16 protein-coding genes and 1 riboswitch are annotated in these 20145 nt (G+C 47.2%); of the genes, 6 read left to right on the top strand and 10 right to left on the bottom strand.

What is annotated here, in order from left to right; all coding sequences use genetic code 11:
• Window positions 1-24: 24 nt before the first annotated feature.
• Together coxB and cyoE are read right to left on the bottom strand one after the other, a co-directional pair.
• Window positions 25-1092 carry a cytochrome c oxidase subunit II gene (gene coxB / locus NSQ39_RS11550; RefSeq protein WP_046130763.1) on the bottom strand — a complete coding sequence of 356 codons (1068 nt, stop codon included), beginning with the start codon at window positions 1090-1092 and terminating at the stop codon, window positions 25-27.
• A 272-nt stretch (window positions 1093-1364) separates the two neighbouring features.
• On the bottom strand, window positions 1365-2291 hold the full coding sequence (gene cyoE / locus NSQ39_RS11555; RefSeq protein WP_048353091.1) for a heme o synthase: 927 nt from the start codon (window positions 2289-2291) through the stop codon (window positions 1365-1367).
• A gap of 403 nt (window positions 2292-2694) precedes the next feature.
• Here cyoE and NSQ39_RS11560 point away from each other — a divergent pair, with 403 nt between their 5' ends.
• Window positions 2695-3609 (top strand): COX15/CtaA family protein, encoded by a 915-nt coding sequence (locus tag NSQ39_RS11560; protein WP_175076863.1) that lies wholly within the window; start codon window positions 2695-2697, stop codon window positions 3607-3609.
• A 91-nt stretch (window positions 3610-3700) separates the two neighbouring features.
• Here the strand turns inward: NSQ39_RS11560 and pyc are convergent, their stop codons facing one another.
• From pyc to glsA, 4 genes are all read right to left on the bottom strand, one after another.
• Window positions 3701-7144: a pyruvate carboxylase gene (gene pyc / locus NSQ39_RS11565; protein WP_175076864.1), complete on the bottom strand. Its 3444-nt coding sequence runs from the start codon at window positions 7142-7144 to the stop codon at window positions 3701-3703.
• 77 nt (window positions 7145-7221) lie between these two features.
• Window positions 7222-8433, bottom strand: coding sequence for a putative lipid II flippase FtsW (gene ftsW, locus NSQ39_RS11570; protein ID WP_046130767.1), 1212 nt, complete (start codon window positions 8431-8433; stop codon window positions 7222-7224).
• Window positions 8434-8685: 252 nt separating this feature from the next.
• On the bottom strand, window positions 8686-8967 hold the full coding sequence (locus NSQ39_RS11575) for a YlaN family protein (RefSeq protein ID WP_046130768.1): 282 nt from the start codon (window positions 8965-8967) through the stop codon (window positions 8686-8688).
• A gap of 117 nt (window positions 8968-9084) precedes the next feature.
• Entirely contained in the window at window positions 9085-10014 is a 930-nt protein-coding gene (gene glsA, locus NSQ39_RS11580; protein ID WP_175076865.1) for a glutaminase A, read from the bottom strand.
• 121 nt (window positions 10015-10135) lie between these two features.
• Here glsA and NSQ39_RS11585 point away from each other — a divergent pair, with 121 nt between their 5' ends.
• A complete protein-coding gene (locus tag NSQ39_RS11585) occupies window positions 10136-10612 on the top strand; it encodes a peptidyl-prolyl cis-trans isomerase (RefSeq protein WP_175076866.1) in 477 nt (158 codons plus the stop codon).
• 85 nt (window positions 10613-10697) lie between these two features.
• On the opposite strand, the gene NSQ39_RS11590 is transcribed toward NSQ39_RS11585, so the two are convergent.
• The 4 genes from NSQ39_RS11590 to gcvT form a co-directional block, all read right to left on the bottom strand.
• Window positions 10698-12253, bottom strand: a protein-coding gene (locus tag NSQ39_RS11590; RefSeq protein WP_231947364.1) for an IS3 family transposase whose coding sequence is annotated in 2 segments (ribosomal slippage) — window positions 10698-11596 and window positions 11596-12253 — 1557 coding nt in all. Because the reading frame shifts where the segments join, the coding sequence is not laid out codon by codon here.
• Window positions 12254-12341: 88 nt separating this feature from the next.
• Window positions 12342-13802, bottom strand: a complete 1461-nt coding sequence (gene gcvPB / locus NSQ39_RS11595) for an aminomethyl-transferring glycine dehydrogenase subunit GcvPB (protein WP_175077037.1) — start codon at window positions 13800-13802, stop codon at window positions 12342-12344.
• A complete protein-coding gene (gene gcvPA / locus NSQ39_RS11600) occupies window positions 13795-15141 on the bottom strand; it encodes an aminomethyl-transferring glycine dehydrogenase subunit GcvPA (RefSeq protein WP_175077036.1) in 1347 nt (448 codons plus the stop codon). The genes gcvPB and gcvPA overlap by 8 nt, the downstream gene beginning before the upstream one ends.
• Before the next feature lie 31 nt (window positions 15142-15172).
• Window positions 15173-16267 carry a glycine cleavage system aminomethyltransferase GcvT gene (gcvT, locus tag NSQ39_RS11605; protein ID WP_175077035.1) on the bottom strand — a complete coding sequence of 365 codons (1095 nt, stop codon included), beginning with the start codon at window positions 16265-16267 and terminating at the stop codon, window positions 15173-15175.
• 232 nt (window positions 16268-16499) lie between these two features.
• Window positions 16500-16604, bottom strand: a riboswitch (glycine riboswitch).
• Window positions 16605-16846: 242 nt separating this feature from the next.
• On the opposite strand from gcvT, the gene NSQ39_RS11610 reads away from it, so the two are divergent.
• The 4 genes from NSQ39_RS11610 (at window position 16847) to sinR (ending at window position 20043) form a co-directional block, all read left to right on the top strand.
• On the top strand, window positions 16847-18514 hold the full coding sequence (locus NSQ39_RS11610) for a DEAD/DEAH box helicase (protein ID WP_046129960.1): 1668 nt from the start codon (window positions 16847-16849) through the stop codon (window positions 18512-18514).
• A 3-nt stretch (window positions 18515-18517) separates the two neighbouring features.
• Window positions 18518-19312, top strand: a complete 795-nt coding sequence (locus NSQ39_RS11615) for a YqhG family protein (protein WP_046129961.1) — start codon at window positions 18518-18520, stop codon at window positions 19310-19312.
• 185 nt (window positions 19313-19497) lie between these two features.
• On the top strand, window positions 19498-19674 hold the full coding sequence (sinI, locus tag NSQ39_RS11620; RefSeq protein WP_046129962.1) for an anti-repressor SinI: 177 nt from the start codon (window positions 19498-19500) through the stop codon (window positions 19672-19674).
• Between the two features lie 33 nt (window positions 19675-19707).
• Window positions 19708-20043 (top strand): transcriptional regulator SinR, encoded by a 336-nt coding sequence (gene sinR / locus NSQ39_RS11625; RefSeq protein ID WP_096891855.1) that lies wholly within the window; start codon window positions 19708-19710, stop codon window positions 20041-20043.
• The last annotated feature ends 102 nt before the right edge of the window (window positions 20044-20145 follow it).

Raw genomic sequence — 20145 nt, forward strand, 5'->3', positions numbered from 1 at the left:
CCTCCCTCTTCTCCCTTTGAAGCGTTAATCTTGTGTTTTTAGCCCCTTTAAGTATTCGGTCAGTGCATCGAGCTCCTTATCGTTTAAAGCCGGGTATGTTCCCGTCATTTTATTCCCCGGTTTAATGCTCTCAGGATCCTTGAGCCACGCTCTCAGGTTCTCGTCATTGAAGTCTTTGACGCCCGCTATTTTCGACCTTTCGCCAAAAGTGGCGAGATTCGGCGCCGTTCTGGCTGCTTCCGCCCTCTGATCCTTCGCATCGGTTGCATGGCAGCTCAGGCAGTTTTTTTCTTTGAAAACCTTCTCCCCTTCTACAGCGAGGTCTGTTTTCGGCTTCGATTTATCATTTTCCATGTTCTTCATCCACTGTTTGAACTCATCCTTCGGAAGCGCCTTAACTTTAAAATCCATTAAGGCGTGGGATGGTCCGCAAAGCTCAGCGCATTTGCCGTAAAAATATTCGCCCGCCTGTTCAGCCTTCTTTGAATCGAATGTCAGAAAGAATTTGTTGTCATTGTCTGTATTCGTATCAATCTTACCGCCGGCCGAAGGCACCCAGAAGGAATGTTTCACGTCTGAAGCCTTCAGTTTAAAATAGACGCGTTCATCCGTCGGCACGACCAGCTCCTGGCTCGTCACGACGCCGTAATCAGGATACTCGAATTCCCACCAGTAAAGATTTGCCCTGACATTGACCACAAGCGTTTTTTCAGGGTCTCTGTTCTTCTTATCCATCGGTTTCGTATCCGCCTGGCTGAAGGTTTGCGCGACCACGGGAACGACCAGTACAAGCAATAGAATAATCGGAATAACAGTCCATAAAATTTCTAAATTGCGATTTCCCTCAATCTGTTTCGGCATGTGGTCTTCACCGAGACGGGACCTTCTGTATTTCACGATGACAAAGATGAAAATGAAGCTCACTACGATGACGACGACCACCATGATCAGCGTGCTGAGAATCATCAGGAAATACTGCTGGTCAGCCACTTCTCCCGCGGGTTTCAGCGTTGATAAAAACGGCTCTCCGCATCCTGCTAAAACGAGCGTCAAAATAGTGAACAGCGAAATCAGACGCCATTTCTTTAACATTTCACCCCAACCCCTTTTCAATGAATCCTTTTGAAACTTTCACTACTCCATCTTTATTAGAACACCCATTCACCCATCTGACTCCCATACCCAATAAAGCACTTACATTTCCTCTTTTCTTAAATAATGATCATTTTTACTCAAAATACCATCTATGTATGAACGTAAAGCCGCCCATATCAGATGACCGAGTAATCGTCTAAGGCGGCTTTTACAAGATTGTTGTCTGTTTCCGTGTTTAGGTGACAGCCAATGTGATGAATATAGAGTTTTTATCCAATCTTAAATAGCGTAAGAACGACCATTGCCACAAAGAAAATGGTCAAGTAATTTAATGAATATACAAACATAAGCGTTGCCCACTTCATGATATCTTTGCTTCTGAAGCCTAAAAGGCCGCAGACGAGCCAGCCGATGTTCAATACCGTCCCGAGGACGACGATCGGCATGCCGAGCCCGCCGAGGAAAAACGGCAGCGGCATTAAGCAGGCGGTCCAGATGATAATCTGCCTTTTCGTTACTTCAAATCCGTGGACGACCGGCAGCATCGGAATGTCCGCAGCTCTGTACTCCTCCGTCTTCTTGATGGCAAGCGCCAGAAAGTGAGGAATCTGCCATATAAACATGATTAAAAACAGAACCCACGCCACAACACCGATCGATCCTTCGACAGCGGTCCAGCCGATCAGCGGAGGAACGGCCCCGGAAATACTGCCGATAATCGTATTGATTGTATAGCGGCGCTTTGACCACATCGTGTAAAGAAAAACGTACGTAAAGACGCCGACGAATCCGACGACAGCGGCCATAACGGTTGTCATCAGAAGCATGATAAAACCGAACGCAATCAGCAAAATGCCAAACCACAAAGCCTGGGAGGGCTGGATTTTGCCGGTTACAGTCGGCCTGGTTTTCGTCCGCTGCATGAGCCGGTCGATGTCGCGGTCATAGTAGTTGTTGATGACGCAAGCCCCCGCTATGATGAGCGACGACCCTGCCAATGTGAACAGCACGATATCCAGATTTCCAAGAAAGCTCTGATTTGATAAATAAAAGGCAAGCCACATGCCTGTAAATGTTGTTATCAGGTTTGAGTATACAATCCCGACTTTGATCAGGGCGAGGAAATCCTTCCATGCCGTTGTTTCTTCTATTTGTCCATTCATTGCTGTATCAGCCGTAATTCTTGAATTAGCCAATAACGTTAACCCCCCTTACTCAAACCTTCATCACGTCAAGAGAAGCCGTATATTCATAAAAAACCTACAACTCTATCATACAAGATTACCGGATGGAAAAAAACATCCTATTAGATATTAATCGACAAACCGGTTTATATTTGTGAACTTTTTATGACTTTCATTACAGATGAAGGAAAAATTGTGAACGAGAGCGAAAAAATCTCCTCTATTCAAATATAGTTCTATCAAACCGGACCGGAATAATCAAGTCTTCAAATTCAAGAAAAATGTGAACGGTTTGTATTGCATTTTTGTGAACAATAATCATTATGAATTGCAGCAGAACATAAATTCGCTTAAACTTGAGAGTGGATAAAAATTTTTTTATCAGGCAGTTTGGATTAAAAGGGGAATTGAATTTATGAATAAAGCATTAAAATGGCTGGGAATTATTACGACTATCGCCATGCTCTTCGTGCTGATCGGCGGGGCTCTGGTCACGAAGACTGGTTCCGGAATGGGCTGCGGCAGATCGTGGCCGCTCTGTCACGGAAGCATATTCCCTGAGCTGACGTTGGAATCGATTATCGAATGGAGCCACAGATTTGTTAGCGGAACCTCCGGCATTCTCGTGCTGGCGCTTGCGATATGGAGCTGGAGAAAAATCGGCCATATCAGGGAAACGAAATTCCTTGCGGTGATGTCGGTCGTCTTTCTTATTCTCCAGGCGCTTCTCGGGGCCGCAGCTGTCGTCTTCGGCTCATCGGCTTTAATTATGGCTCTGCATTTTGGGATTTCACTCATTTCATTCGCTTCGGTCCTTCTGCTGACGCTTCTCATATTCGAAGCGGACAGCAATGAAAAGTCTGAGTCTTTTCATATAGGAAAAACGATGCGGTTTCATATGACCGGAATCATCGTATACACGTATATCGTTGTTTATACAGGAGCCTATGTCCGGCATACAGAGTCAAGCCTCGCCTGCCTGGACTTTCCGATGTGCAGCAGGGTGAAAGGCTGGGCGCCGTCCCAGTTCCACGAATGGGTGCAGATGGGCCACAGGGCGGCAGCCTTTCTTCTGTTCGCCTGGATCATCATAGCGGCTGTTCACGCGGCAAGACACTATAAAAACCAGAAGCGGATTTATTGGGGCTGGATGATTTCGGTTATATTGATCATCCTTCAGGCCGTGTCAGGAATTTTGGTCGTTCTGACCCGTCTGCAGCTGAGCCTTGCTCTCGCCCACGCATTCTTTATCTCATGCTTGTTCGGGGTTTTCTGCTACTTCTTGCTGCTCGCATCCCGTTACCGGCATCAATCCAAAACAAAACATTAAAAAACAGACGGCAAAAGCCCCTGCATTATGAAGCAGGGGCTTTTAAACCGCGCAAAACAGGCTGCCGATTTTTATCGGCAGCCTGCATTGTTTATTTCTTCATTTCGATGAGAAGGTCTCCGGTTTGAATCGCTTCACCGTTTGCGACATGAATGTTTTCGATTGTGCCCGAAAACGGAGCCTGGACGGTCGTTTCCATTTTCATCGCTTCATTGATCATCAAATGGTCGCCTTTATTGACTTGATCTCCCTTGCTGACCAAGAGCTTGATCACCGTTCCCGGCATCGATGCCGCGATATGATTCGGATTAGAACGATCCGCCTTTACTTTCTGGTGAACGGAGGATTTGATGCTCTCATCTTTGATAACCACTTCACGAGGCTGTCCGTTCAGCTCAAAGTAGACGACCCGCGTCGCATCAGAGCGCGGCTCCCCAATGGAGACCAGCTTCACGATCAGCGTTTTTCCTCTTTCGATCTCGACTTCAATCTCTTCGCCGAGCGTCATGCCGTAGAAGAAAGTCGGCGTGTCCAAAACGGAAATATTTCCGTATAGCTCAGCGGTTTGAACATATTCTGTAAACACTTTCGGATAGAGCGCGTAAGCAACGGCATCCTGATCAGAAAGCTCAACACCGTGTTTTTCCAAAAATTCCGCTTTTATCCCGTCAAAGGAGACTGGTTCAAGCAATTCTCCGGGACGGACGGTAATCGGCTCCTGTCCTTTTAAAATGAGCTTTTGCAGTTTTTCCGGGAACCCGCCGTGTGGCTGGCCGAGGTACCCTTTAAACATTTCAACGACCGAATCAGGGAAGTCAAGGGATTCTCCCCTTTCGTAAATATCTTCTTCAGTCAGTTTATTCTGCACCATATAAAGCGCCATATCTCCAACTACTTTGGAAGACGGTGTAACCTTTACGATATCCCCGAACAGATCGTTGACCCGCCTGTACATCGCTTTTACTTCGTTCCAGCGGTCGCCGAGGCCGACGCCTTTGGCCTGCTGCTGAAGATTGCTGTATTGTCCGCCAGGCATTTCGTGGTGATAGATTTCGGTATGAGGCGCATTCATTCCGCTCTCAAACTCACTGTAATATTTTCTGACGGTTTCCCAATATTGGGACAACGATTCAACCGCATCGACATTTAGCTGAGGACGGCGTTTATGGCCTTCAAGCGCGTGATATAGAGAGCTTGCGCTCGGCTGTGACGTCAATCCCGACATGGAGCTTACGGCCACGTCTACGATGTCGACGCCGGCTTCGATCGCCTTTGCATACATGTAAATGCCGTTTCCGCTCGTATCATGCGTATGCAAATGAATTGGAATATCCACGGTCTCTTTCAGTGCAGACACCAATTCATAGGCTGCCTGCGGCTTTAACAAACCGGCCATATCTTTAATGCCGAGAATATGGGCGCCGGAGGCTTCAAGCTCCTTAGCCATCGATGTGTAATACTCGAGGTTGTACTTCGTTCTTGCCGGATCAAGAATGTCCCCTGTATAGCAGATCGCCGCCTCGGCGAGTTTTCCGGATTCGCGGACGGCATCGATCGCAAGCGTCATGCCTTTTACCCAGTTCAGGCTGTCAAAAATACGGAACACATCGATCCCGGCAGCTGCCGATTCACTGACAAACTTTCGGATCAGATTGTCCGGATAGTTCTTATAACCGACCGCGTTTGACGACCTTAACAGCATTTGGAACATTGTGTTCGGAATTTCTTCCCGCAGTTCTTCGAGCCGTTTCCACGGATCTTCTTTCAGGAAGCGGTATGCCACGTCAAATGTTGCCCCGCCCCACATTTCAAGGCTGAACAGCTCCGGCCAGAGCGCAGCCGTCGGGTTAGCGATCTTCTTCAGGTCGTGGGTTCTGACCCTTGTCGCGAGCAGTGACTGATGGGCATCGCGGAACGTTGTATCGGTCAAAAGCACCGATTCCTGCTCTTTCACCCACTTCACCAGCCCGTCGGCTCCCTGCTCGTCAAGGATCTGTTTCGTGCCGTTCGCAATCGGCTGATCAACGTCTGTTTTGACAATTCGCGGCTTGTCAAACTCAGGTTTCCCCTTTTTGTCGATGCCCGGGAACCCGTTAACCGTTACGTTTCCGATATAGGTCAGCATCTTTGTGCCGCGGTCTTTTTGTTTAGGAAATACAAAGAGCTCAGGCGTCGTATCGATAAATGATGTATCGTACTGCCCCGTCAGGAATTTTTCGTGTTTTGCCACATTTTCAAGAAAAGGAATGTTCGTTTTAATTCCTCTAATACGGAATTCCTGAAGGTTTCGGACCATTTTCGCGGCAGCCTGCTCAAACGTCAGCGCCCAGGTCGACAGCTTGACGAGCAGGGAATCGTAGTAAGGCGTAATCACCGCTCCCTGGAAGCTGTTCCCCGTATCAAGGCGAACGCCGAATCCGCCGCCTGACCGGTATGCCATAATCTTTCCGGTATCAGGCATAAAGTTGTTTGACGGGTCCTCTGTTGTCACCCTCGACTGAATCGCATAGCCGTGCAAAGTGATCGCATCCTGATCCGGGATGTTCACCTCTTTGCTCTTCAGGCTCAGCCCGCCGGCGATCAAAATCTGCGTCTGAACGATATCAATGCCCGTCACCATCTCCGTGATGGTGTGTTCGACTTGAACGCGCGGATTGACTTCAATAAAGAAAAATTCGTCGTTTGCGACTAAAAATTCGACCGTTCCCGCATTGACGTAATCAACGTTTTTCGCGAGCGCAACGGCGGCTTCACAGATTTTTCCCCTCAGAGAATCGGAAAGTGAAACGCTCGGTGCGATTTCGATGACCTTTTGATGGCGCCTCTGTATGGAGCAGTCGCGGTCATAGAGGTGCACCACATTTCCTTCTTTGTCCCCGATCACCTGAACCTCAATATGCTTCGGCTTTTCGATCAGCTTTTCAACGTATACTTCATCATTCCCAAAAGCGGCTTTCGCTTCTGACTTCGCCCGGTTATATGACTCCTCCAATTCGGATTCGTCTCTGACGATCCGCATGCCGCGGCCTCCTCCGCCAAGGGATGCCTTGATGATAAACGGATATCCGTATTGTTCAGCAAAACGCTTGACGTCTTCGACGCTTGCGACAGGGCCGTCGCTTCCCGGAATAACCGGAATGCCCGCCTTTTCCGCTTGTTCACGGGCTTTGACTTTATCCCCGAACATATCGAGGTGCTTTGAGGTCGGACCGATAAAAATGATGCCTTCCTCTTCACAGCGCTTGGCAAACTGGATATTCTCCGATAAAAACCCGTAACCCGGATGAATCGCATCTACGTGGTTTCGCTTCGCGATTTCGATGATGCCTTCAATATCCAGATAAGCATCGATCGGCTTTTTTCCTTCGCCGACCAAATACGCTTCATCAGCCTTGTATCTGTGATAGGATCCGCTGTCTTCTTTTGAGTAAATCGCCACCGTACGAATATTCAGTTCTGTACAGGCGCGAAACACCCGAATCGCGATTTCCCCCCTGTTTGCAACAAGTATTTTTTGTATAGGCTGTTGTGACATGTCGCTCCTCCTCATCCGCTGTTTTCATATGTATCTATTCTAAATGAATCAAATGAGGCTTGTACACGATTACTTTTTTAAAAATTTATACTTTTTTTATATTGATTTTCTTTAAGCTTTGTAGTATTGACAGGCTCTTTCCGCTTGTATCTGTCAAAATATTCATTGAACATGCTGATATTCACCAGCATCCCGGCGCATGCCATAAGCAATATGAGCGATGAGCCTCCATAGCTGACGAACGGAAGCGTGACGCCTGTCAAAGGAATCAGGCCAGAGATGCCTCCCAGGTTGATGAAAGACTGGATCGCAATCATGCTTGATATCCCGATCGCTAAAAGGCTCCCAAACGGGTCATCGCATTTTCTCGCAATATAAAAACCCTTTAAAACGATGAAGCCGAGCAGCAGCACGACAAATAAAACGCCGAATATGCCGAGCTCTTCGGCGATGATCGCCATGATGAAATCGGTGTGCGATTCGGGCAGATAGCCGTACTTCTGGATGCTTTCTCCGAGCCCGAGGCCAAAAAGCCCCCCGGAACCGAGCGCAAGATACGAATTGACGACCTGAAATCCAGAGTTTTGAGCATCCTCAAACGGGTTTTGGTAGCTTTCAAACCGGCTCAGCCTCCCCGGAGTTAAGATGTTGTCCAAATTCAACAAAATCAAGGGACTGACAAGCAAAAGAACAATGCCCGCCAGCATCAGGAGCTTCAGCAGCGTCTTCCCGCTGAATCCGGAGCACAGAATAATGCACAACGCAATCAAACCGATGATCGTCGCCGTCCCGACATCGGGCTGAGCGGCTACCAATGCGCAGATGACGAGCGTAATCAGCGCCGGAGGGGCGATCCCCGCTCCCAAATTGTCGATGTAGCTTTGTTTTTTGGCATACACGGAAGAAAGATACAAGATGATCGTCAGCTTGACGAACTCTCCCGGCTGAATGCTTAAGCCCCCCAATTTGTACCAGCTTTGGGCGTTTCCCGCTACATGACCGACTGCAAACAGGGCGACCAAGGCGATGACGGAAGCAAGCAGCAATATTTTTTGGAATTTTTGATTGGCGAATGCCTTGTACGGAAAAAGTGCCGTGAATAAAAAGACAATCGTCCCGAACACCAGGAACGTGAGCTGCTTGTCAAAAAAATAGGAGCTGTCTTTATTGTACCTTGTCACCGCCGTGATCATGCTTGAGCTGTACACCATCACGAGTCCGAACCCGCACAGGAGAAATACAGCGAAGATTAGTGAATAATCATACGATTTGAGCATTCTTTTTATCATATTATCCTCTTCCTTACTTTTGCCCTTAAAATATTTGATATGATCTTTCGTTATTTTACTACACTTTCTTTAAAAGAACGAAAGATACCCTTTTATAAACCTTCGATATCCCGGTCTGTTTTTTATCGGCAGTACGGGCGTCTTCGTTTATTTCTCAAAAATAATAAAAAAAGCCTGCCGGCCATCTGTACTTACAGACACGTCGTCGACAAGCTGACTCAGACTAAAGAAGCATCCCCTTTAGCTATCCGTTTATTTTTTTGTAAAGGCTTCATGCAATGCAGACAATTCTCGCTCAAGCCTGTAAAGCAATTCTTTTCCTTCTTGTTCCTCTACCAATCCAAGGCGGACAGCAAAGTCAATTTCCCTTGAGAGTCCGAACATTTGTGTATCTAAAACCTCTTCATAAAGAGGACATTGAGGCATCGTTAAGTTGTCCATTTGCACTTGAATCAGCTTCAAAATTTTATCAGCATCACGTTTTAAAAGAGCAAGTGCTTTTTCACGATGATCGACTACAATCTCAGACGCCAAAAGTATCCCTCCGTTCCCCAGGCGAGTACCTAATTCTTCTATTTATAATAAAGCCTAACCTATAAAATTGCAAGCTATTTCTGCCCCCTTCGGCGCATCTCAGGATCATTCGGATTCTTAAAAAATGCTTAAGCTGTAATTTTCGGACAAAAGCTCAAGCAGGCGGATTCCGGCGATGCTGTTTCCTTTTTCATCCAGAGAAGGGCCGAAAATGCCGATTCCGAAGCTGTACGGAACAAGCCCCATGATTCCGCCGGAGACGCCGCTTTTTGCCGGTATTCCGATTTTAATCGCAAATTCGCCGCTTGCATTGTACATGCCGCAGGTCACCATAAACGTTTTGCAAATTCTCGCTATATCTTTCGGAATAAGCTGTTCCCCAGTTTCGGGGTGTTTGCCGTTTAAGGCAAACACACAGCCGATCTTCGCCAAGTCAAGGCTGTTCATCTGAATGGCGCATTGTTTCGTATACAGATCCATAACGTCCTCTACTTCCGCCTGAAAAATCCCGTGCTCTTTCATGTAATAGCACATCGCCCTGTTGACCATCGACGTTTGAAATTCCGAATCCGCGACCTTTTTGCAAAAAGAGATGCTCCGATTGTTTGCAAGCGCCCTGACAAACTCCAAAAGCCTGCCGATTCTATCAGATGATGTCGCCCCTTTCATCATGCTGGTTACGACCAGAGCGCCGGCATTGATCATCGGGTTGAGCGGCTTGCCCGGATTAACGGTTTCAAGCTTGATGATCGAATTAAACGGATCGCCCGTCGGTTCTTTCCCTACAAAATGAAACACTTTTTCAGGTCCGTGTTCCATCAAAACGAGCGCCAGCGCCAGCACCTTTGAGATGCTTTGAAGCGTAAAGACTTCTTTCACATCCCCCGCCGAAAGGCACGTCCCATCCGTATAGTAGACCGCGACCGACAAATCATCCCCCGACTGCTCCGCCAAAGCCGGTATGTATGAGGCTACTTTTCCTTTTGCGGTTACTTTTTTCGCTTCTGTGACAAAATGTTCGAGCTCGTCATTATGCCGGCAATTCACGTCTCTTCCCTCCATCCAAAGCATGAGTTTCTTTTATCTTTCCCTGAGGAAGCCCGCGTTATGAGAAGTGACAATCCAAAAGAAAGCGCTTATAATCTCTGTGAGGGAGTGGTGAGAAACAATGGAGATCATAACGATAACAGGAAATGTGAAATACTCGATTACGCTAGATCCGAGCGTCTGGATATTTGACGACCGAAAATTCGAACTGGACCGTTTTTTTTCAAATGAGGCGGAACAGGAACAGGAGTACCTTGACATCGATCGTGAGCGCATCATCAGGGAAGGCGCCGTATCGCCGCCGACTCTAAAATCAGAGAAGAAATACGAACGGGAAAAGTTGCTTGACGGAACATTCGCGATCAAGCTCGAACCGTTTTTACACAACGCGGAAGTGTCCGAGACTGCCGCTTTTTGCATCTTCAAAACAGAAGAAGGAGATTTCTCAGTTCCGATCGGGGAAGCAGGCGCCATCCTTCTCTGCTTCAGCAAAAACGGAAAGCCGCTGACAGAAGACGGGCCCGTCCATGTTTATTTCGCAGACGGCTCAAACCGGACAAACCCGATCAAAAACGTAAAAGAAATTCATGTCCAATAAGCCTATGATCAAGCGCATTCTAAGAAAAAACCTGGATTCCTGATCTGCACCCTGTCAAGTAGACAGTGGAAATAACTAAAACACACTAGACGGCTTTAGCCCTGTATTCCACTGGGCTGAGGCCGTTTAGTTTTTCTTGTAGACGATCGTGGTTGTAAAAGTGGATATATTCATCAATTGCGCTTTGAAGTGCCTCAAATGTCTCGTACGAATTCCGTCTGTATTTCTCGCATTTTAATTTCCCCCAAAACGACTCAATGGGGCCGTTATCAATACAGCGGCCGACGCGGGACATACTCTGTGTCATATTTGCGTTTTCAATCATCCTTCTAAACTGGTGGGACGTGTATTGAAAACCTCTGTCGCTGTGAAGGAGAGGACGTGCGTTTGGGGCTGCCTCAAGCGCTTGGTTCAAGGTTTTAAACACAAGGGCGTTATTATTGGATTTCCCCAGCACATAAGACACGACCATTCCCTCATGAAGATCTAAAATGGCACTGAGGTACGCTTTCCGATGGCCGTATTTTAGCTCTGTCACATCAGTCACCCATTTTTGATTTGGTTTGTCCGCTTTAAACTCTCGATTCAGGATATTTTCGGACACATGTTGAGGCGTCGCTTTGCCGTAACGTTTTTTCTTCCGCCGAATGACACACTCCAGCTTGGCAATTTTCATCAGCCGATAGATGCGCTTATGATTGAGGCGCTCTTTAAAGCGGCGGTTCATGTTTAAGGTCATTCTGCGGTATCCGTAGATACCGCCAATTTGTTCGTGAAGTAGCGCCATTTTGGCGATAATCTTTTCATTCTGTTTTTCTCTCGCTGAAGGTACTCGGCTCCTCCATTTGTAATACCCCTGGCGCGAAACTTCGGCAATCTCACATAACATTTGGACAGAAAAGCCTTCTTTTCGATTCAGCTCTAAAATGGCGAGATATCGATCTTCGTACCGAACCTGACTTAGAACCGCCTCCTTTTGATCTCTTCCAACTTTTTTAAGAACGCATTCTCTGCGCGCAAACGCTCATTTTCCTGTTCCAGCCGTTTGTTTTCCCGTTGAATTTTTTCTTCAGGTGTCAGTTCTTCTTCGGTTTTGCGTTTCCCTCGGTTGTCTTTTAAGGCCTCTTCTCCGCCTTCTTGATACTTTTTCACCCATTGATACACCTGTTGGTAGGAGACTTGATGAATCTCCATTGATCTGGCGTAGTCCTTTCCATGAGCTAGACAATCCTTCGCAATCTCAATCCGTTCTTCCAATGAAACGTTCTTCCGTTTGGTCATCAAACGATTCCTTCCTCTCCCGCTGTCTTTTAACGTTTTATGACCATTATAAAGCTCAACCCACTTCATGAGTACGGATTTACTGGAAATCTTATATTTTCTCGAGATTTCTCTTTGAGAGTAGCGTCCGGATAAGAAGTCTTTCACGGCATTGTATTTTAATTCTGCGGGATAGAACTTATGGCGCTTTGAACGTTCCAAACTCTCCACACCCGCCATATCATGCGATGTTCTCCATTCACGAATCGTTTCGGCATGAATGCCATATTTTTCTGCGATCTCCTTCACCGAATTATTGCCCTGATCACATTCTGATAGAATATTCAATTTTTCTTCTTTTGAAAACCATTTTCCAGCCATGAAAAAACTCCCCCAAGGCAAACAGATTTTTTTATTTCATCTGTCTACCTTTAGGGGAGCATATCAAATCCGCCGGTTTTCTTTATGTTTATCCTCTTTCATAGCGAAGCACAGGCTTGCGCGCCGCTTTTGTTTCATCCATTCGTTTCACAACCGTTGTATGCGGGGCTTCCTGAACAATTTCAGGGGTTTCTTCCGCTTCTTTGGCGATCTGGATCATCTTCTCGATAAACGAATCAAGCGTTTCTTTCGATTCGGTTTCCGTCGGTTCGATCATGATGCATTCTTCCACATTAAGCGGGAAGTAAATGGTCGGCGGATGGAAGCCGAAATCGAGCAGGCGCTTGGCGATGTCGAGCGTCCTGACGCCGAGCTTTTTCTGGCGCCTGCCTGACAGCACAAATTCATGCTTGCAGTGGCGGTCATACGGCAGATCATAATACGGCGCAAGCTTCCTCATCATATAGTTCGCGTTTAAAACGGCGTTTTCCGTAACTTCCTTCAGCCCGTCAGGACCCATCGAACGAATATACGTATAGGCTCTCACATTGATGCCGAAGTTTCCGTAATACGGCTTGACCCTGCCGATCGATTGCGGGCGGTCATAGTCAAACGTGAAGCGGCCGTCTTTTTTGACTAAAACGGGCTTTGGCAAAAACGGGATAAGCTCGGCTTTGACGCCGACAGGACCTGAGCCCGGACCTCCGCCGCCGTGCGGCCCTGTAAAGGTTTTATGAAGGTTTAAATGTACGACGTCAAACCCCATGTCGCCGGGCCTTGCTTTGCTCAGCACCGCATTGAGGTTGGCTCCGTCATAATACAGCTTCCCTCCTGCTTGGTGGACGATTTCGGCCATTTCTAAAATATGCTCTTCAAAAAGACCAAGCGTGTTCGGATTTGTCAACATTAATGCAGCCGTTTCGTCGCTTACGACCCGTTTTAAATCTTCCAGATCGACGAGCCCGTCGGCATTCGACTGAACAGTGACCGTTTCAAAGCCTGCAACGGTCGCAGACGCAGGATTCGTTCCGTGCGCAGAATCCGGGACAATCACCTTCGTTCTTTTATGATCGCCGTTTGCCTCATGGAACGCGCGGATCATCATCAGACCGGTCCACTCTCCGTGTGCCCCGGCCGCCGGCTGAAGCGTAACCTCATCCATGCCTGTAATCTCTTCCAAATGCTTGCTCAGATCGTAAAGCAGCTCTAGCGCCCCCTGCACCGTACGCTCGTCCTGAAGCGGATGAATCGCCGCAAAGCCGGGTATTCTCGCGATTTTCTCATTCAGCTTCGGATTGTATTTCATCGTGCAGGAACCGAGCGGATAAAAGCCTGAATCAACGCCGTGATTTCGCTTTGACAGAGCGGTATAATGCCTCATGATATCGAGCTCAGACACTTCCGGAAGCTCAGCCGGCTCTTTCCTGATGTACGTCTCGTCGAAAAGGTTCGACACATCTGTTTCAGGGACGTCAAGCTCAGGAAGGCTGTAGCCGACCCGGCCTTCTTTCGATATTTCAAAAATAAGCGATTGATCCTGATTATGCATGGCGATCCCCCAATTCCTTGATGAGTGTATCGATTTCTTCTTTTGTCCGGAGCTCGGTAACAGCGATCAGCATGTGGTTTTTTAAATCCGTGTATACCGCACCGAGGTCATATCCGCCGATGATCTCCTTTCCAAGCAGGCGTTCATTCACCGAAGAGACAGGCTCCTTCAGCTTGACGACGAATTCGTTAAACATCGGCCCGTCAAATGCGACTTCAAGGCCTGCCCGTTTGGCGGCTTCTTTTGCATAGGCCGCTTTCTGCACGTTCTGCCAGGCGATATCCTTAACGCCTTTTTTGCCGAGGGCTGTCATTGCAACGGAAGCAGCAAGCGCATTGAGCGCCTGATTTGAGCAAATGTTCGAGGTCGCTTTATCCCGTCTGATATGCTGTTCCCTGGCCTGCAGCGTTAAGACGAAGCCGCGTTTGCCGTTTTCGTCTTCCGTCTGTCCGACAAGGCGCCCCGGAACCTTCCGCATCAACTTTTTCGTCGCGGCGAAATATCCGCAGTGCGGTCCGCCGAACGCAGCCGGTATTCCGAACGGCTGGGCGTCTCCGACGACGATGTCCGCCCCGAACACTCCAGGCGGCGTTAAAATACCGAGCGCCAGCGGATTGGCGGAAACGATGAACATGCTTTTTCCTTTATGTGCGATCGGCTCGATTTTGTCCAGCGGTTCGATCTGTCCGAAAAAGTTCGGATACTGGACGATCACGGCTGCCGTCTCGTCACACACTGCGGCATCAAGCGCTTCGAGGTCTGTCGTCCCTTTACCTGCAGGCACTTCAATGACTTCGATGTACTGCCCTTTCGCATACGTTTTCAGCACCTCGCGCGATTCCGGATGAACCGTTTCAGAGACGACGATTTTTTTCTTTTTCGTATGCCCTGATGCAAGCATCGCAGCTTCCGCCAAGGCGGTCCCTCCGTCATACATCGATGAATTGCTGATGTCCATTCCCGTCAATTCGCAAATCATCGTCTGGAACTCAAAAATCGCCTGAAGCTCCCCTTGCGAAATTTCCGGCTGATACGGGGTATAAGCCGTATAAAATTCAGATCTTGAAATGACATGGTCGACAATGACAGGCTGGTAATGGTCATAGACCCCCGCTCCCAAAAACGAGGCATATGATGCCGTGTCCTTATTTTTTGCCGCGAGCTTAGTCAGCTCTTTCGTAAGCTCCGTCTCTGACTTTGCTTTTTTGATTTGGTATTCGCCTTTAAATCGAACGCTCTCGGGAATATCGGAGAATAAGTCGTCGATCTTTTCGACTCCGATCGCCTCAAGCATCTCTTGTTTATCCTGTTCTGTCGCAGGAAGGTAGCGGTGCTTCATCTTTTCGTCTCCTTTCATGATCGTGGCAAACTTATGACTGCCGTTTATAAAATGGGGTTTTTACAACTTTCGCTTTCAGCCGTTTCTTCCTGATTTCAACCTCGACAATGGTGCCGATTTCGGCTGCTTCTTTTTCCAGCAAGGCAAGGCCGACGTTTTTTTTCAAAGTGGGCGACTGCGTTCCGGTCGTCACTTCGCCGACTCGCTCGCCTTGGTGAAAAACGGCATACCCGTGCCGCGGAATCCCTTTATCGATCATTTCAAGACCGGCGAGCTTTCTGGCAGCCCCGTGTTCTTTTTGCCTTGCCAATACTGACTTTCCGATGAAATCGGCCTCTTTATTCGTTTTCACGGCGAAGCCGATCCCCGCTTCAATCGGCGTTATCTCTTTTGTAAGCTCCTGCCCGTATAACGGCAGTTTTGCTTCAAAGCGGAGCGTGTCCCTTGCGCCGAGTCCGCACGGAATGAGACCGTCATCCTTGCCTGTTTCCAAAAGAAGCTTCCAAATGTATGGTGCATCTTCATTCCTGCAGTAGATTTCAAAGCCGTCCTCTCCGGTATACCCCGTTCTTGACACAAGCGCCCGTACATTTCCTACCGGGGCTTCATCGCGGAATGTAAACGGCTTTAGAGCATTGAGATCAAGATCTGTCACCTGCTTTAAAATCTGTGCTGCTTTCGGTCCCTGAAGGGCGAGCAGAGAGATCTCGCCAGACACGTTTTGAATCTTGACATCCCCTTCGGCGTGCCGATTCAGCCAATCGATATCCTTCGTAATGTTAGCTGCATTAATGACCAGCAAATAGCGGCCGCTTCCCTTTTGATAAACAAGGAGGTCGTCGATCGTCCCGCCGTTTTCATCGCACATCGCCGTATACTGGGCGCCGCCTTCTTTCAATGCGGCGACATCGTTTGTTAAAAGCTTCTGCAAAAACGGAAGGCTGCCGGCTCCCGTGACCTCGACCTCCCCCATGTGGGAGACGTCAAACAATCCGGCTTTCGTCCTCACTGCTTCATGTTCTTCTTTGATCGATGAAAATTGAACAGGCAGCTCCCAGCCGCCGAAATCAATCGTCTTTCCGCCGTATTCCTTATACAGGTCAAATAAAGGCGTTCGTTTAAGCATCCTCTTTCCCCCTTCGTTTTTTATCACCATAAGTTTGCCAATCATCAGAAAACGCGAAAGATTCCAATATTAAAAGCTCTTTATAGACGGCACAAAAAAGGACAGAGAACCCCCTTTGTCAGTTCGGAGGTTCTCTGTCCTGGCACCTGAAAGTTTACTTTGCACGAAAGCAAAGATGTCCCCTTTGGTGGTTTGCTAAACATGATAATGGTGCAAACTCTCTCCAGAGTTGCGTCAAGCAAGAGTTCTTTTGCCTGAGAGATTCGCTTGTTTCAAGAGCTTGCTCCTTCGGCGCCGTCATAAGGCATTCCTTACCGGTCTCTCCCCTTGCCGTCATTCGCTCATATTCGCTTCATTTCTGGACATACTACATAAGGACTTTCGATTTTTTCGCTGATGATCTACAAATATCCTACCATCATCAAAGCGTTTGGGCAACAGGAAAAATCATTAACAATCCATTATTTTTTCTCTAAAATGTTCGTATTTTATCAATCCGATTATCACATCAGCCCGATTTACAAATGGTGATCTTCAGAAGAAAAGAACATTTTGTGTGAGAGGAAAGGCGGCGTTACGATGATACCAGACATTCATTTTGACCATGAGTGGCCGGAACAGTTTGCAAAACACCTTGACCAGGACGGCCCCTGGGCAAACTGGGAGCTTTACCAGCTTTCATGCGAGGTGCAAAAAAGGCTGGCCATACCGACCTTTGAAGGGCTGCAGGCGCCGTATCACCTGCCTGACTTTACTCCGCTTCCCCATCAGCTTGAGGTCGCTCAAAAAGTGGTTGAACAGATGAACGGAAAAGCCATATTGGCCGATGAAGTAGGTCTCGGCAAAACGGTCGAAGCCGGCCTGATTTTAAAAGAATACATGATTCGCGGACTCGCAAAGAAAATTTTGATTCTCGTGCCCGCTTCGCTTGTCTCGCAATGGGTCAAAGAGCTGCGCGAAAAATTTTTGATCCCGGCCGTCGAACAGAAAAAAAGCTACGTATGGGAGCAGTGCGACGTTGTCGTCTCCTCTCTCGATACGGCGAAACGATCGCCGCACCGGGAAACCGTATTATCGATTCAATACGATGTAGTCATTATTGATGAGGCTCACAAACTAAAAAACAGCAAAACCAAAAACTACGAATTCGTCCGCAATTTAAAGAAAAAATATTGCCTGATGCTGACGGCGACGCCGATCCAAAACAAGATCGACGAAATTTTCAACCTCGTCTCCCTGTTAAAACCGGGGCATTTGGGCAATGAAAGCAATTTCAACAAAGATTATTCAAAACAAATCGATTCGAAAGAGGCGCATGAACGATTGAAATCGCTCATCAATAAAGTGATGATCAGAAACAGGCGGCAGGATACCGGCATTACATGGACGAAGCGCCACGTCGAAACGGTGCCGATCTCCTTTTCTCCGACCGAACAGGCTTTATATGACGAGATCACAAGCCTAAAAAAAGATCATCGCCATTCTGCAGGCATGTTTTCGATTATGACATTGGAGCGCGAATGCTGCTCAAGCAGAGAAGCGGTCTACATGACCTTAAAAAACATGCTTGACAAAAAAGACCGCGAAGCGCCCGTCATCGGAGAAGCCGCGATACACCGGCTGATCAACAAGGTCAATGAGGTCACGCAAAACTCAAAGGCGCTTAAAGTCGTTGAGCTGATTGAAGAGCTGGATGACAAAGTCATTATCTTTACGGAGTACAGAGCGACGCAAATTTATCTCCAATGGTTCCTCCAGCAAAACGGAATCAGTTCCGTACCGTTTCGGGGCGGCTTTAAAAGAGGAAAAAAAGACTGGATGAAAGACTTGTTCAGGGGCAAGGTTCAGGTGCTGATCGCCACAGAAGCGGGCGGCGAAGGGATCAACCTGCAATTTTGCAACAAAATCATCAACTATGACCTTCCGTGGAACCCGATGCGTCTTGAGCAAAGAATCGGACGGATTCACCGGCTCGGCCAGGAGCGCGATGTGTATATCTACAATATGGCTACAAAACACACGGTGGAAGAGCATATTTTGAAGCTTCTCTATGAAAAAATCCATTTATTCGAAAAAGTCGTCGGCGACCTGGATGATATTTTAACAAAAATAGAGGTCGGCAATTTTGAAGAGCATCTGCACGACATTCTCTTTTATTCGTCATCAGATGAGGAAATGAAAATTAAAATGGAAAATCTGGCATCGTTCATCTCCTACGGACATGATCATAAACAGATCGGAGGCTAATACATGAGACAGGAGGAAATTCAAAGGTTTTTGGAACGTTTTTTCACCGCAAACGGGTGCGACATCACCGACAAAAGCCCCGGCCACTTAACGGTGCAGCTGACGGCTGAAGTCGATAAGCAAATCATGAACAGGCCATTTTATTGGCACTGGCTTGAAAAGACGGGCGGGGTGCCCAACCCGATGAAAATTACGCTGATCACAAATGAAGAAGCAGCGCCCGCAGATATTGACGGCGAATTCATTCACTTCGGGTCGCCGCGGCTGTTTCAAATATTTCAGGCGGTCAAAAAGAACGGAAAATTTATCCGCCTCTATGAAAAAATCAGCTCCGCGGAGGGACATATTCCGCTTGAGCCGTGGCTCGGTTTGAATGTAACGATTTCCTACCAGTCCGACATGAAAAAAGACAAGCTTTTGTCCCTCGGCCTCCATTTAATCAGCGGGCAGCTAACAGAAAACTTTCAGGAACGAATGGAAGCCAGGTCGCTTTCTTCGCACATTTCCGACTACTGCTATACAGTATCGCCCTTAATCAAACCGGAAAGCGCCATCAAACGGCTCGAGCGCTATATCGAACAAGCGGCCAGAACAGAACCCCTCGACTGGGCCGAAGCTTCTCTTAAAAGATGGAACAACGACCTTTCTCTTCTGAATCAATTTTACGAAGAGACGGAAGAAAAGCCCGAAGAATACGAAATTGAAAAAAAAGCCCTTCAAGCGCTTTACGAACCGAAAATCGAAATTAAAATTGAAAACGGCGGATTGTTTTATTTACAGAAAAAAATTTCAGGATAAATTTTCCGATTCGACACCGTTCTTCTTTTTATTCAGATCCCTCCCATTATAATGAATGTGGGGAGAATAACTTTTGGAACACAAAATGGAAAATCTCGGAAAAGTGTCGAGACCAGAGATCGATCTTTGTTTATCACAACACGTTTAACTGAAATACATAATGAAGTATTTTGGGGGGAAATGCCATGAATAAAGTGGAACATGAGAAAGAAGAATTGGACAAGGAGTGGGAAGAGCTGATCAAAAGTGCTCTCAATGAAGGCATTAGTCCGGAAGAAATAAGAATATTTCTCAATTTAGGAAATAAGACTTCCGAAGCTTCCACACCAATTGAAAGAAGTCATTCAATAAATCCCTTCTGAATGTGCTATAATATCGAAAGGAAGGTGATGACATTGATTGGCCAGCGTATTAAACAATATCGAAAAGAAAAAGGCTACTCACTATCTGAACTAGCTGAAAAGGCTGGGGTAGCGAAGTCTTATTTAAGTTCAATAGAAAGAAATTTGCAAACAAACCCCTCCATTCAATTTCTAGAAAAAGTCTCCGCTGTTCTGGACGTCTCGGTTCATACCCTGCTTGATGAAAAAGATGAAACCGAATACGATGGTCAATTAGATAGTGAATGGGAAAATCTAGTTCGTGACGCGATGGCATCAGGGGTTTCTAAAAAACAATTTCGAGAATTTTTAGATTACCAAAAATGGAAGAAGAGTCAGGAAAAGGAGTAAGTGCCGCATATCTTACTCCCTTTGGCATTGTAAAAATAAAACGGCGCCGATCAAGTATACATAAAAAAACGGATCATACCAGATCCGTTTTTTCATCATTCG

Origin of the sequence: Bacillus sp. FSL W8-0848 (genome assembly GCF_038007805.1) — a bacterium.
Classification (GTDB): Bacteria; Bacillota; Bacilli; order Bacillales; family Bacillaceae; genus Bacillus; species Bacillus glycinifermentans.

Excerpts from the sequence above, each read along its gene's own strand:
- coxB (WP_046130763.1), bottom strand. The coding sequence starts at position 1,092 with ATGTTAAAGAAATGGCGTCTGATTTCGCTGTTCACTATTTTGACGCTC.
- gcvT (WP_175077035.1), bottom strand. The coding sequence starts at position 16,267 with ATGCTTAAACGAACGCCTTTATTTGACCTGTATAAGGAATACGGCGGA.
- gcvPA (WP_175077036.1), bottom strand. The coding sequence starts at position 15,141 with ATGAAGCACCGCTACCTTCCTGCGACAGAACAGGATAAACAAGAGATG.
- NSQ39_RS11560 (WP_175076863.1), top strand. The coding sequence starts at position 2,695 with ATGAATAAAGCATTAAAATGGCTGGGAATTATTACGACTATCGCCATG.
- sinI (WP_046129962.1), top strand. The coding sequence starts at position 19,498 with ATGAATAAAGTGGAACATGAGAAAGAAGAATTGGACAAGGAGTGGGAA.
- NSQ39_RS11610 (WP_046129960.1), top strand. The coding sequence starts at position 16,847 with ATGATACCAGACATTCATTTTGACCATGAGTGGCCGGAACAGTTTGCA.
- NSQ39_RS11585 (WP_175076866.1), top strand. The coding sequence starts at position 10,136 with ATGGAGATCATAACGATAACAGGAAATGTGAAATACTCGATTACGCTA.
- pyc (WP_175076864.1), bottom strand. The coding sequence starts at position 7,144 with ATGTCACAACAGCCTATACAAAAAATACTTGTTGCAAACAGGGGGGAA.
- NSQ39_RS11615 (WP_046129961.1), top strand. The coding sequence starts at position 18,518 with ATGAGACAGGAGGAAATTCAAAGGTTTTTGGAACGTTTTTTCACCGCA.
- ftsW (WP_046130767.1), bottom strand. The coding sequence starts at position 8,433 with ATGATAAAAAGAATGCTCAAATCGTATGATTATTCACTAATCTTCGCT.
- gcvPB (WP_175077037.1), bottom strand. The coding sequence starts at position 13,802 with ATGCATAATCAGGATCAATCGCTTATTTTTGAAATATCGAAAGAAGGC.